Annotated in this window: 13 protein-coding genes; 6 read left to right on the top strand and 7 right to left on the bottom strand. The window is 74.5% G+C overall.

Going from position 1 to position 12106, the window contains the following annotated elements; translation table 11 throughout:
• Positions 1–6: 6 nt before the first annotated feature.
• Positions 7–639 carry a cysteine hydrolase gene (locus tag ABZ990_RS14550; RefSeq protein WP_361230615.1) on the bottom strand — a complete coding sequence of 211 codons (633 nt, stop codon included), beginning with the start codon at positions 637–639 and terminating at the stop codon, positions 7–9.
• A gap of 81 nt (positions 640–720) precedes the next feature.
• Between ABZ990_RS14550 and ABZ990_RS14545 the strand changes: the two genes are divergently transcribed.
• Entirely contained in the window at positions 721–1188 is a 468-nt protein-coding gene (locus ABZ990_RS14545) for a pyridoxamine 5'-phosphate oxidase family protein (RefSeq protein ID WP_361230613.1), read from the top strand.
• Between the two features lie 122 nt (positions 1189–1310).
• On the opposite strand, the gene ABZ990_RS14540 is transcribed toward ABZ990_RS14545, so the two are convergent.
• Positions 1311–2216, bottom strand: a complete 906-nt coding sequence (locus tag ABZ990_RS14540) for a LysR substrate-binding domain-containing protein (RefSeq protein ID WP_361230610.1) — start codon at positions 2214–2216, stop codon at positions 1311–1313.
• A gap of 74 nt (positions 2217–2290) precedes the next feature.
• Here ABZ990_RS14540 and ABZ990_RS14535 point away from each other — a divergent pair, with 74 nt between their 5' ends.
• Positions 2291–3532 (top strand): DMT family transporter, encoded by a 1242-nt coding sequence (locus tag ABZ990_RS14535; RefSeq protein ID WP_361230607.1) that lies wholly within the window; start codon positions 2291–2293, stop codon positions 3530–3532.
• On the opposite strand, the gene ABZ990_RS14530 is transcribed toward ABZ990_RS14535, so the two are convergent.
• Both ABZ990_RS14530 and ABZ990_RS14525 read right to left on the bottom strand, forming a co-directional pair.
• The gene (locus ABZ990_RS14530) at positions 3526–4620 is read right to left on the bottom strand and encodes a chemotaxis protein (protein WP_361230604.1); all 1095 of its coding nucleotides are present in this window, start codon (positions 4618–4620) and stop codon (positions 3526–3528) included. The genes ABZ990_RS14535 and ABZ990_RS14530 overlap by 7 nt on opposite strands.
• Before the next feature lie 415 nt (positions 4621–5035).
• Positions 5036–6367, bottom strand: coding sequence for an aminotransferase class I/II-fold pyridoxal phosphate-dependent enzyme (locus ABZ990_RS14525; RefSeq protein ID WP_361230601.1), 1332 nt, complete (start codon positions 6365–6367; stop codon positions 5036–5038).
• A gap of 35 nt (positions 6368–6402) precedes the next feature.
• Between ABZ990_RS14525 and ABZ990_RS14520 the strand changes: the two genes are divergently transcribed.
• Positions 6403–7149, top strand: coding sequence for a pyridoxamine 5'-phosphate oxidase family protein (locus tag ABZ990_RS14520; RefSeq protein WP_361230598.1), 747 nt, complete (start codon positions 6403–6405; stop codon positions 7147–7149).
• Positions 7150–7164: 15 nt separating this feature from the next.
• A complete protein-coding gene (locus tag ABZ990_RS14515) occupies positions 7165–7899 on the top strand; it encodes an FMN-binding negative transcriptional regulator (RefSeq protein WP_361230595.1) in 735 nt (244 codons plus the stop codon).
• Here ABZ990_RS14515 and ABZ990_RS14510 read toward each other — a convergent pair.
• From ABZ990_RS14510 to ABZ990_RS14500, 3 genes are all read right to left on the bottom strand, one after another.
• Positions 7889–8878 carry a DMT family transporter gene (locus tag ABZ990_RS14510; RefSeq protein ID WP_361230592.1) on the bottom strand — a complete coding sequence of 330 codons (990 nt, stop codon included), beginning with the start codon at positions 8876–8878 and terminating at the stop codon, positions 7889–7891. The genes ABZ990_RS14515 and ABZ990_RS14510 overlap by 11 nt on opposite strands.
• A gap of 176 nt (positions 8879–9054) precedes the next feature.
• Positions 9055–10131 carry a DMT family transporter gene (locus ABZ990_RS14505; RefSeq protein WP_361230590.1) on the bottom strand — a complete coding sequence of 359 codons (1077 nt, stop codon included), beginning with the start codon at positions 10129–10131 and terminating at the stop codon, positions 9055–9057.
• Between the two features lie 23 nt (positions 10132–10154).
• Positions 10155–10934, bottom strand: a complete 780-nt coding sequence (locus tag ABZ990_RS14500) for a Clp protease N-terminal domain-containing protein (RefSeq protein WP_361230587.1) — start codon at positions 10932–10934, stop codon at positions 10155–10157.
• Positions 10935–11297: 363 nt separating this feature from the next.
• Here ABZ990_RS14500 and ABZ990_RS14495 point away from each other — a divergent pair, with 363 nt between their 5' ends.
• Complete coding sequence (locus ABZ990_RS14495) at positions 11298–11510, top strand: hypothetical protein (protein ID WP_361230584.1); 213 nt, start codon at positions 11298–11300, stop codon at positions 11508–11510.
• A gap of 69 nt (positions 11511–11579) precedes the next feature.
• Positions 11580–12008 carry an SRPBCC family protein gene (locus tag ABZ990_RS14490; protein WP_361230581.1) on the top strand — a complete coding sequence of 143 codons (429 nt, stop codon included), beginning with the start codon at positions 11580–11582 and terminating at the stop codon, positions 12006–12008.
• Positions 12009–12106 lie beyond the last annotated feature (98 nt).

Below are 12106 nucleotides of genomic sequence, written 5' to 3'. Positions count from 1 at the left end.
ATCGTGTCAGGGCGTGCGCCAGTGGGCCAGCACCTCGTCCGTCGTCGCGAGGGTGGCGACGAGCGCGAGGGTGTGGCGGAGCATCGCGGCGGTGTAGTCCGCGGGCACCCCGGCGATGGCGTCGCTCGGCACGACGACGGTGTAGCCGAGGTTGACGGCGTCGAAGACCGCGTTCGGCACGGCCACGTTGGCCGAGACCCCGGCGACGACCAGCGTCCGGCAGCCGAGGTTGCGGAGCAGCGCGTCCACGTCCGTCCCGGCGATCGGCGAGAGCCCGTGCAGCCGTCGGACCACCAGGTCCTCCTCGGCCACCTCGATCGGCTCGGCGATCCGTACGGCCGCACTGCCGGGGTGCTGCGCGACGGGGAGCCGGGCGGCGGCGCGGAAGAGGCGGGCGTTGCGGTTCGCGCCGCGCCCATCGGGGCGGCGCTCGGCGACCGCGTGCAGTACCTGGACGCCCGCCCCGTGCGCGGCGGAGACGAGCCGGGCCACCCGGACGAGCACGCCCGATTCCCGTGCCGCCGCAGCAAGTTCGGGGAGGGCGCTCGACGCCCCGACGACACCCTCCTGGCACTCGACGGTGAGCAGGACGACTCCGTCCAAGGCGAGCAGCCCGGCGAGCGGATTCGGCCCGGTCATGGCACCCTCCTTCTTGCTCCTGGACATCCGGAGCCGCCATGATTTCTGACACTTCATCAGATAGCCAGAAGGGTGCGGAGGATGGCCACGGAACAGCGCCGCGGGCGCCGGATCATGATGACCCCGGACGAGATCGACTCCTATCTCGCGGGGCAGCGCACCTGCCGGGTGGCGACCGTCTCCGCCGACGGCCGTCCACACGCGGGCGCCCTCTGGTTCGTCTGGGACGGAACGTCGCTCTGGCTCTACTCCCTGACCCGCAGCCGCCGTTGGGCCGATCTGCGGGCCGATCCCCGGATCGCGGTCGTGGTCGACGACGGCGAGGGGTACGGGGAGCTGCGCGGGGTGGAGCTGTCCGGCAGTGTGGAGTTCGTGGGCGAGGCGCCGCGCACCGGCGAGCCCCACCCCGAACTCGACGTCCCCGAAAGGCTCTTCGCCGCCAAGAACTTCGGCCTCGACACCATGCCGCACGACGGCCGGCACGCCTGGCTGAGGCTCACCCCGAGCGCCGTCGTCTCCTGGGACTTCCGCAAGCTCACCGAGGGGTGAGGCCCCTCACCGGCCCGGGCTCCGTACCTCCAAGTGCCGGACCAGGCACCCGGGATGGCGGGCCGTACACCTGAGCGCCGAGGTCCCGGATCCGGCCCCGGGCCGCCCTCCCCGTACCGTCGTCAGACGGACAGCGGCGCGCCGGCCGCCCGCAGCGCGTCCACGACCGCCCGTATCGAGGGCCGGCGCCCGGCGTCGGTGCGCCAGGTCGCGTAGATGTGCCGGCGCACCGGCTGCCGTACGGGCACGAAGGAGACTCCGTCCCCCATCGACAGCCGCCCGAGCCGGGGCGCGACACAGACGCCGAGCCCGGCGGCGACCAGCGCGAGCTGGGTGTGGTGGTCGGCGGCGACATGGGCGATGCGCGGCTCGACCCCCTTGGCGCGCAGGGTGAACATCAGCCACTCGTGACAGAACTCGCCGCGCGGCCAGGACACCCAGTCCTCCCCCGCGAAGTCCTCCAGGTCGACGACCTCCCGGCCGGCCAGCGGATGGTCGGCGGGCAGGGCCAAGTCGGCGGCGTCATCGAGGAGATGGACACGTTCGAGACCGGCGGGGACGGGGGACCGCTTGTTGTTCCAGTCGAGTACGACCGACAGGTCGCAGTCCCCGCGCAGCACCTCGCGGACCCCGGGCTCGGGCTCCAGCTCGGTGGTGTGCACCCGCAGCTCGGGGTGGGCCGCGCGCAGCGCGCGGATCGCGGCGGGGAAGAGCCCGCGCATGGCCGTCGGGAACGCGGCGATGCGTACCTCTCCGACCACCTGGCCGCGCTGTGCCTCGATGTCGGCCTGGGCGAGTTCCACCTGGGACAGGATCCGCCCGGCGTGCTCGGCGAGCAGCAGCCCGGCGTCGGTGAGCCGGATCCCTCGGCCGCTCCTGGCGAGCAGCTGCTGACCGATCTCGCGTTCCAGTTTGGCGAGTTGCTGGGACACGGCGGAGGTCGTGACATGCAGTCCGTCGGCGGCTCCGCTCACCGATCCGTGCCGTGCGACGGCGTCCAGGGTCCGCAGGCGCTCCAGATTCAACATGTAAGCAATGCTAAGACATCCACCCAAGGAATTCTCGCTTGTGCTACGAAGTTGCCTCGTTCACTCTGTGGTGCATGAGCAGCTCCTCGTCCTCTTCTTCCTCCCCTTCCGCCCCTCCTGTCCCTCCCTCCCTTTCCGCCCGCCCCGCCGCCGCGCCCCGCCCGCGCGGCGTGGACTGGCGGGTGCGCTTCGGCGTCCTGGCCCTGATCTGGGGATTCAGCTTCCTCTTCATCAAGGTGGGCACGGACGGCTTCGCCCCGTTCCAGGTGACCTTCGGCCGGCTGCTGTTCGGTACGGCGGTGCTGGCCGTCGCGATGGTCGCGAAGCGTGACCGGCTGCCGCGCGGCCCCCGTGCCTGGGGGCATCTGGCGGTGGCCGCCTTCCTGCTCAACGCGCTGCCGTTCTCCCTCTTCGCCTACGCGGAGCTGACGATCCCCTCGACGCTCGCGGGCATCTGCAACGCCACCACCCCGCTGTGGGGCATGCTGCTGTCGCTCGTCGCGCTCTCCGAGGACCGGCCGACCCGGGTGCGCGCGGCCGGACTCGGCATCGGCTTCATCGGCGTGCTGACCGTGCTCGGCGCCTGGCAGGGCTTCTCGGGACTGGACGTCACCGGTACGGCGCTGGCCCTGCTCGCCTCGCTCAGCTACGCGGTCGGCTGGATCTACGTCCGCCGCACTCTGTCCGGCACCGGATCCTCGAACCTGTCCCTCGCCTGCACCCAGGTCGGCCTGGCCACGGTCCAGCTGGCCTTCGTCACTCCGCTGTTCACCACCTGGCCGGAGCGCTTCGAGGTGCTGCCGCTGCTGTCGGTGGTCGCGCTCGGCGCGCTGGGTACGGGGTGCGCCATGCTGCTCCAGTACGGGGTGGTCGCGGAGGTCGGCCCGACGACCGCGTCCATGGTCACGTACTTCATCCCGGTCATCGCCACGGCCGCCGGTGTCGCCGTCCTGGGCGAGACGCTGACCTGGAACACCCCGGTCGGTGCGGTGATCGTCCTCGCCGGCGCCGCCCTCACCCAGACCCGCGGCCCGCGCCGGGCACCCCGCCCGGAGCCGGTCCCCGACCACACCCCGCCGGTCCGGGAGCACACCCCGCCGCTGCGGCGCCCCGTTCCGGTCACGGCTGCGGCGTCCGTCCCGGCTCCGGCCCCCGACAAGGCCCCCGTTCCGCTCGCCGCCTCGGTTCCGGCCACGGCCCCGGCCCCGGCGGTCGCGGCCCAGGCTCCGGCTGCCGCTTCGGCTTCAGCTGCGGCTGCGGTGCCCTCCGCGCCCGGGGGCCCGACTCCGGACGGGCCGGGCCCGGTCGTTCAGTAGCGCAGGACGCCCGCGATCCGCCCCTGCTCCTCCAGCGTGCCGTCGGGCACGAAGCGGACCTCGGTACCGGTCTCCAGCGCCTGCTCGACGATCTCGTCGACCATGTCGTCCCGGGCACCCTCGTCCCCGGACTGGGCGGGCTCCAGGTGATCGCCCTCCTCGCGGACGACGGTCCGGTAGTGCTCCTCCACCGCCAGCAGCCGCACCCGCGCCTGCCGCACGGCCTGCCAGACCTCGTCGATGCCGCCCGCGAACTCGTTGCGCCCCCGTGCCGCGTCCAGCTCCGCCACCACCGTGGACGTCGCCGCCGCCACCCGCGCCTGGCGCAGCGGTTCGACGGCCTGCCACACGGCGGCGGCCGGCCCTTCGGCGAGACCGCCCTGCTGGATCGTCATGGCGTCCGGGCCGAGCGAGCCCAGGTCCTCCAGTAGGGCGAGCGCGGGGGCCGACCCCAGCACGTAGAGCGGGCGGGGCTCGGCGGCGACGACGGCCCGCAGCTTCTCGTGCGCCTCGCGCAGGAACTGGCGGGCCTCCTCGTCCTGGAAGGTGCTGGGCACGTCGCCGATGCGCTCCTTGCGCTCGACGTCCGGGTCCTCCAGGCTCCGGGTGAGCGGGAAGCCGTCCTTGCCGTGTTCGGTGGCCCGCTCGGGGTCGCCGCTCCACAGCGAGACCCGGTCGGCCGCCACCGCCAGGGCCCAGTAGGGCTGTTCGGCGGCCTGGGCCGCGACCAGGTTGCGGGTGAGGAAGGTGTCGGAGAGCACCACCCGCTCGGGTACGGCGCGGGCCACCGACCACACCTGGTGCTCGCCCTGCGCCACGTAGATCACCAGCCCGTCCTCGGCGTGCACGAGGTCGGTCTCGGCCACGGCCCGGCGCAGCTGGTCGAGGATGTCGAGGCGCCGCTCCCGGGGTACGTCCGGGTCCTCCTGGACGGCTTTCTCCGCCTGGGCGACCAGGTTGCGCAGCCGTACCGGGTCCTGGGTGTTCTCCGGTTCGCGGCGATGCGTGGGCATCACGAGGGAGACCGCGGGGTACGGGCGGGGCTGGCGCAGCTTGGCGAGCGCGTCAGGGGTGAGCACGGGGTCCATGGGGGGAGCCTCCTGCCGGGTTCGGACGGATGCCGGGACGGGCCTCGGGGTCGCCGTGCGGCGGCCGGGGTGCCGACCCCGGGGGGCCGGTCGCGGGTCCGCCGCCACGACCGGCCCCCACACAGCGCCATCCTGGACCGAGATGTCACCACCCGCGACTCGGCGCGTTCGAACGGTGTCCGTGCGAGGACGACGGAGCATCCACACCGGAGGCCCGGGACATCCGCCTCACCGCACCGCACCACGCCACGCCACGCCACGCCACGGGGCCCGAGCCCGCCGCGTCCCTGGATACGGTCACGGCCTCGGGTGCGGGTTCGCGGGTACGGAACCGGATTCGGCCGCGTACGGGCGCGGACCCGCGGACTCGGACACGGGCCCGGACCAGCGGACCCCGCCCCCGCTCCCGCCCCCCTCAGCCGTACCTCCGGGCCGGCGCGGGGCCCGCCGCGTGGGCCAGCGCGTCGGCGAGCGGTTCGAGATCGGCGAGGGTGAGCCCGGAGACGGTGACCCGGACCGCCGGCCCGGCCTCCAGCCGGAAGCGCGCGCCGGGCGCGACCGCCCAGCCCCGGGCCTGCAGCCGGGCGACGGCACCGGTCTCGTCGGCGACCGGGATCCACACGTTCATCCCGCTGCGGCCGTGCGCCTCGACCCCGCGCGCGGCGAGCGCCCGGACGAGCCCGTCGCGCCGCTCCCCGTACGCCGCCGCGACCGCGTCCGGATCGACAGCCCCGGAGGTCCACAGTTCCACGACCGCGCGCTGGAGCAGCAGGCTGACCCAGCCGGGGCCGAGCCGCTGCCGGCCGAGGACCCGGTCGACGGTCTCCGGGTCCCCGGTGAAGGCGGCGATCCGCAGGTCGGGGCCCCACGCCTTGGCCACCGAGCGGACGAACACCCACGCGCCGGCGCCTGTGGCGAGCGGATGCGGGGGCTCGGCGACGATGCCGTGGCCGTGGTCGTCCTCGATGAGCAGGACGTCGGGGTGGCGGTCCAGCACCGCCCGCAGCGCGGCGGCGCGGGCCTCGGTGACGCGGGCGCCGGTCGGGTTCTGCGCGCGGTCGGTGACGACGACCGCGCGGGCGCCGGCCCGCAGCGCGCGGGCCACCGAGTCCGGCAGCGGCCCGTCGTCGTCGACGGCGACCGGGACCGGCCGCAGCCCGAGCGCGGGGACGAGATCGAGGAGGCTGCCCCAGCCGGGGTCCTCGACGGCGACGGCGTCGCCGGGCCGCAGCCGTGCGGTCAGCACCCGCTCGATGGCGTCGAGCGAGCCCGACGCGACGCCGACCGGTCCGGCCGGCACCCCCGCCCGGTCGAAGGCGGCCCGCGCGAGCCGGGCGAACTCCTCGTCGACGGGCTCCTCGCCGTACTGCGTCGGCCGCCGGGCGTACGCGCCCGCGACCTTGGCCAGGGCGGCGCCGAGCGGGGGCAGCAGCGCCGGGTCCGGGCTGCCGTTGCCGACGTCGCGGACCCCGGCCGGGACCTCGACCTGGAGGGAGCCGCGGGCGGTCGTCGCGGGCGCGGGCCGCACCCGGCTGCCGCGCCGGCCGTCGGTCTCGATCACCCCGCGCTCGCGCAGGGTGCGATAGGCGGCGGCGACGGTATTGGGATTCACTCCGAGGGTGGCCGCCAACTCCCGCATGGGCGGCAGGGGTTGCCCTGGTTCGAGCTGCCCGGAGCCCACCCCCCGCTCCACGCTGGCGGCGATCTCCGATGCGCGACGGCCTTCGATCCGATACTCTCCTAGCACAAAGCCTATTATGCACTAGTGCAATGGAGTACGCCATGACGGACGCGCTTCCCGCAGCCCTGTCGCCCTACGAGCCCAGCGAGCGGACCATCCCCACCCGTTCCCGCGAACGCGCCTCGTACGACCGCCCGCTGGTGCACGCGATACTCGACGAGGGGTACGTCTGCCACCTCGGCTTCGTCCGTGACGGCGCGCCGGTCGTCCTGCCCACGCTCTACGGCCGGGTCGGCGAGCATCTCTACGTCCACGGCTCGACCGGCTCGCGGCCGATGCGGATGGCGGGCGGCAGGGGCGACGGCACCGGGAACGGTGCCGAGAACAGTGCCGGGAACGGTCGTGACGGCGACGGCGGTTCGGAGGGGCCCGGGCTGCCGGTGTGCCTGACGGTGACCCATGTGGACGGCCTGGTCCTGGCCAAGTCCGCCTTCCACCACTCGATCAACTACCGCTCGGTCGTCGTGCACGGCACCGCCCGCCAGGTGACCGACCCGGAGGAGCTGCGGACCGCTCTCGACGCGCTGGTCGACCATGTCGTGCCCGGCCGCGCCGCCGACTCCCGGCCCGGCAACGCCAAGGAACTCGCCGCGACCGCCGTGCTGCGCCTCGACCTCGACGAGGTGTCCGCCAAGGTCCGCACCGGCGGCCCCAACGACGACCCCGAGGACGCCACGCTCCCCCACTGGTCCGGCGTGGTCCCGGTCGTCGGCGGCCTCGGCACCCCGGTGCCCGCCGAGGACCTGGACCCGGCCATCGCCCTGCCCGGTTACCTCGCCGGCCGCTGAGAGGACCGATCCACCGTGCTGATCCACCCCTGGGACGCGCCCCACGACGACGGCGAGTGGCAACGCTGGCTCGCCGCCCACGACTTCGGCCAGCTCGCGGTCAACGGCGCCCCCGGCGAACCGCCGTGGGTGCAGCCGCTGCACTTCCGGTACGAGCCCGGGCCCGGCCCGTACGGCCAGGCGATCACCCATCTCGCCCGCCCCAACCCACTCTGGCGCGATCTGGACCGCGACTCCACCGTGCTGCTGAGCGTGGTCGACGACTACGTGTACGTGCCGGGCCACTGGACCGCCCCGGACGGCGCACCGGCCGAACACGGCACGCCGACCTCGTACTACGCGGCCGTCCAGCTCCGCTGCACCGCGCACGTGGTGGACGACCCGGAGGAGAAGGCCGAGTTGCTGAACCGCCAGGTCGCGCACTTCCAGCCCGAGGGCGGCACGGCACAAGTCCGCACCGGCGAGGCGCCGTTCGGACGGATGCTGCCGGGCATCCGGGCACTGCGGCTCGAAGTGACGGGCGTCCGCGCCAAGTTCAAGTACGCGGGCAACAAGCCGGCGGCCGTCCGGGAGCGGGTCTCGGTCCGGCTCGCCGAGCGCGCCGGACCGGGTGACGCGGCGGCCCGAGCCCATCAGCTCCGCCGCCACGCCCCCGAACCGGCCGGAGACGGACCGGTCGACGGGCCCGCCGGTGCGGGACGGTCCGCCGCCGGCCCGGCCGCCCCCGAGGGCCCCTCCGCTACGACGTGACGGAGACCGTCTCCGCCGTCGCCCGCTCCCCGCGCCGTCCTGTCGCCGCCCGTGTCTCGGCGAAGGCGAGACCGGTGACGGCGCAGAGCAGCAGGAGGGTGCCGGCGACGGTGGAGGCGGTGAGGTGTTCGCCGAGCAGGGTGACCGCGATGAGCGCCGCGCTGACCGGCTCCAGAAGCATGATCACGGAGACGGTCGCGGAGCGGATCACGGCCGCCCCCGCGAAGTAGAGCGCGTTGGCGAGTGCGGTCGGGACGGCCGCCACGTAGACCAGCAGGCCGAGGATCGCCAGCGGGGCGTCCGTGTGCGGGACCAGCCCCTCGACGGCCGCCATCGGCAGCAGACCGGCGGCGCCGACGGCGAACGACCAGGTCGTGGTGGCCAGGACGTCGACCCGCCCGTCGCCGGTGCGGCCGAGCCACCGGGTGAGCAGGGTGAACGCGGCGTAGGCCGCGGCGGAGACGAGGGCGAGCCCGACGCCGAGCGGCCGTACCTCGGCGCCGCCCCCGCCGAGGACGAGCACGCCGAGCCCGGCGAGCGCCCCGGTGACGGCCATGACCCCGCCCGCGCCCAGCCGTTCGCCGAGGAGGATCCGGGCGCCGGCCGCGATGAGCACGGGACCGGCGCCGAGGGTCACGACGGTGCCGACGGCGAGCCCGGTGGCCTGGACGGCGGCGAAGTAGGCGCTGTGGAAGACGGCCATGCCGATGCCCGTACCGAGGACGCGGACGAGCCATCGCCCGCGCGGCTCGCGTACGGCCGGGGTCTTGGCGGCCCCGCGCCGCCGCAGCGCGAGCACGCCGAGCAGCAGTACCAGCGCGCCGACGTAGCGCCAGAAGGACAGGGCGAGAGGGCCGAGATCGCTGGCCCTGAAGACCAGGGACGCGGCGGCGCCCGCGGTGCCCCAGGCGACACCGGCGATGATCAGGAAGGTGAGGTTCCGCCCCGTGGACAGGGCGGAACCAGGAGTGTTCGACACGTACGGACTCCGATGAGGAGGAAGGATGGGTGGTCGCCGGCTCCGCGGGCGGGCGGCGACGAACCACTCGGGGGCCTGGATTCGGCCCGCCCGAGTTCGGTCCTCGTCAGCGGAAGTGAGCCGCCCGCGGTCAGAGCGCGGGGGGCGGCAGTACGGTCAGACGCATGGTCGGCACCCTACGGGGTGACCTTTCCGGCCGCCAGACCGGCACCGGCCGACCCCGGTTCGGCCGGGGCATCCGCGGCATCCGCGGAGTCCGTCCGGGAGGCGCCCGCCGCCGCACCCGCACCCGCACCTACCGCGGCGGTCCGCTCGGTGGATCCGGCGACCGGTTCGGCCGTCGCGGCCTTCGGCGTCGAGGACTGCGCGATGAACGCGCCGACGAGGACCACCGCGCCGCCCGCGATCTGCGGCGCCCCCAGGTGCTCGCCGAGCAGCACCCAGGCGAGGACGGTGGCGATCACGGCCTCCAGACAGGCCACCACGCCGGCGACCTGCGGGGAGAGCTTGCGTACGGACACGACCCCGGTGACGTACGCGAGGACGGTCGCGATCAGCACGATCCAGGCCAGCAGCAGCCAGGCCGGGGCCGTGGTGCCGCCGAGTTCGGCACTCCCGCCGAGCACCGGCCAGTCCATGTTCCACGGGCGGGAGACGAAGGTGAGTAGGACGGCGCCGAAGAGCAGTCCGTACGCGATGAAACCGAGCGGGTCGACGGGCTCGGCCTCGTCGGTGCCCTGGTCGGCCAGGACGAAGTAGCCGACCTGGCAGCCCGCGGCGGCGAGCGCGAGCAGCAGGCCGAGGGCGTCGAAGCTCAGCCCGGACCAGATCTGGACGACACAGGCGAGTCCGCCGACGGCGAGGACGACGCCGAGGGCGGCGGCGCGGGTCACCGGGCGGCGCTGGACGAAGCGGACCCAGCCGAGGACGAGAGCGGGGGCGAAGTACTCGACAAGCAGCGCGACGCCGACGGGGACCCGGGAGATCGCCGCGAAGTAGCAGGCCTGCACACCGGCGACGCCGAGCAGACCGAATCCGGCGAGCAGGGCGGGCTTGCGGCGGGGCAGGTCGCGGTGGCGCCAGGCCACGGGCAGCATCACGAGGGCGGCACCGGCCACCCTGAGCCAGACCACGTGCAGCGGGTCGAGCCCCGCCTCGATGAGCGGCTTGGCCGCCACACCTGAACCACCGAATGCGAAGGCCGAGGCCAGGGCGAGTCCCAGGCCGGCGCTTCTCCCCTGAGACGCGTGCATCGGGCCATCATGACAGGGCCTGATCAGGGGCGTAACCCCTGTTGCACCTGTTGAGACAGCTCCCCGACCCGGGCCGCGAGAACGGTCCGGTCGACGCCCGCGCGGCGCAGCACCTCGGCGGCCCGGCTGTCGGGATCGGCGGCGAGCGCGCCGAGCAGATCCAGCCCCCGGGCCCGGCGCTCCCCGCGCCGGGCGGCCCGTTCGAAGGCTCCCCCGAGGGCCGCCGCGGCGGCCGGGGACCAGCCGGAGAACGCCGCCTCGCCGGACCGCAGGGCGGGAAGCGCGGGGTCGTTCTCCGCGCCGGACCGCAAGACGGGAAGCGCTGCCCCCGGGTCTTCACCGGACCGCAGGGCGGGCGGTGCCGAGCCCGCGTCCTCGCCGGATCGCAGGACCGAAAGCCCGGGACCCGGCTCCTCGCCCGGCCTCAGGACGGGAAGCGCGGAGCCCGCGTCCTCAGCTGACGGCCTCAGGACGGGAAGCACGGTGCCGGTCTCCTCGACGGACCGTTGCCAGCGCAGCCCGTAACCGATGGACCGCTGCACGAGATAGCCGAGCACCCGGGCGACCTGGTGGCCGCCCTCGAAGGCGGCGCCCGCCTCCGGGTCGCTCTCGACGAGTGAGTGCAGCAGGTGGGCGGTGTCGATCTGCCGGTCGCCGCCCCTCAGGGTCCGCCGCCTGGCACCGGCCACGACCGTCATCAGCTCCGAGGTCAGGACGCTCTCCAGATCGGCCCGGCGCGCGGCGGGCAGCAGCCGGTGCGCCTGGGGACGGGGGGCGGGGACGCTCGGGACGGGATTGTGCACGATTCCCACCTCATCAGACCCACGGCGCCGGGACATCCCCGGCGAGGAGCATCCGCGCATCCCACCGGAGTCGGGGCCGGGCGGGCGATTCCTCCTCCTTACGAAGGAGATCGCGCCACTTCTTCCCTCAGGGGGCGCGCCGCCTTGCCAGCGGCCGGAAGTTCTGACGGCGCGACATCTGGAGGCCCCGGGGCCGGGCCGGGGGCCGGCGCATCGGCCGCCCGGCCCGGGGCACCCGGCGCCCGGCCCCCGACCCTCGGCCGCCCGGCACGGCCATGGCGGCACCCACCTGTCGGACCGGGCCGCGCCCCACCCGAGTGGCCGACGGCGCGGGCACCTGGTGTGCCGTATCGTCCTTCCGGCATGTTCTGGATGGTGGCCCTGCTCGCGCTCGACGGGCAGCAGTACGTCTACCGGGTGTACGCCCCTCGGGAGGCGCTGCCGGGCGACCTCTTCTGGGCCGCGTTCCACTGCCACGACGAGAGCGGCCGGCCGCGCGCCTCGGACTGCTTCGACTCGGCGCGGATCTGGTGGACCGGTGACGAGACCGTCAACCTGACGATTCGTCAGTATTGAATGTTGGCGCCGCCCCGGCTACGTTCCGCGACAGCGAAGCCCGACTGGTACGCGTAAAAGGGGTGGCCCATGGCCGAAGTCAGCGCGGAGGCACGGATCGAGGCACCGGCCGGAAAGGTGTGGGCGCGGCTCACCGACTTCGGCTCGTACGGGCAGTGGAACGCCACCCACACCGACTTCCCGGACGGCGGCCCGGCGACTCTGGAGCCCGGCGTCACCTTCATGGAGAACATGCGACTGATGGGCTTTCCGGCCGAGGTGGCCTGGACGGTCGCGGAGCTGGAGCCGGGGCGCGTGTTCGCGATCCGGGGCAAGGGCCCGATGAACGTCGCCATCGGCACCCGCTACTCGCTCACGGCCGACGGCGAGGCGACGACGGTACGGATCGACGGGGAGTTCACGGGGGCGGCCGTGTCCCTGATGGCGGGCAAGCTGAAGGACTCGGCCACGGCGGCGCTGACGGAATCGCTGAGCCGGCTGGCGGGCCTGGTGACCTGACCGCGACGCACGCCACACCCGGACAGGGTGAGGGGCCCCGCGGTGGACACCGCGGGGCCCCTCACCCCGGACCCGGCCGGACTTCCCGGAACTCCCGG

It is taken from the genome of Streptomyces sp. NPDC046203 (genome assembly GCF_040646255.1).
Classification (GTDB): domain Bacteria; phylum Actinomycetota; class Actinomycetes; order Streptomycetales; family Streptomycetaceae; genus Streptomyces.
This window is presented reverse-complemented; position numbering and strand designations above follow the sequence as displayed.

Excerpts from the sequence above, each read along its gene's own strand:
- ABZ990_RS14505 (WP_361230590.1), bottom strand. The coding sequence starts at position 10,131 with ATGCACGCGTCTCAGGGGAGAAGCGCCGGCCTGGGACTCGCCCTGGCC.
- ABZ990_RS14540 (WP_361230610.1), bottom strand. The coding sequence starts at position 2,216 with ATGTTGAATCTGGAGCGCCTGCGGACCCTGGACGCCGTCGCACGGCAC.
- ABZ990_RS14530 (WP_361230604.1), bottom strand. The coding sequence starts at position 4,620 with ATGGACCCCGTGCTCACCCCTGACGCGCTCGCCAAGCTGCGCCAGCCC.
- ABZ990_RS14545 (WP_361230613.1), top strand. The coding sequence starts at position 721 with ATGGCCACGGAACAGCGCCGCGGGCGCCGGATCATGATGACCCCGGAC.
- ABZ990_RS14550 (WP_361230615.1), bottom strand. The coding sequence starts at position 639 with ATGACCGGGCCGAATCCGCTCGCCGGGCTGCTCGCCTTGGACGGAGTC.
- ABZ990_RS14520 (WP_361230598.1), top strand. The coding sequence starts at position 6,403 with ATGACGGACGCGCTTCCCGCAGCCCTGTCGCCCTACGAGCCCAGCGAG.
- ABZ990_RS14495 (WP_361230584.1), top strand. The coding sequence starts at position 11,298 with ATGTTCTGGATGGTGGCCCTGCTCGCGCTCGACGGGCAGCAGTACGTC.
- ABZ990_RS14535 (WP_361230607.1), top strand. The coding sequence starts at position 2,291 with ATGAGCAGCTCCTCGTCCTCTTCTTCCTCCCCTTCCGCCCCTCCTGTC.
- ABZ990_RS14490 (WP_361230581.1), top strand. The coding sequence starts at position 11,580 with ATGGCCGAAGTCAGCGCGGAGGCACGGATCGAGGCACCGGCCGGAAAG.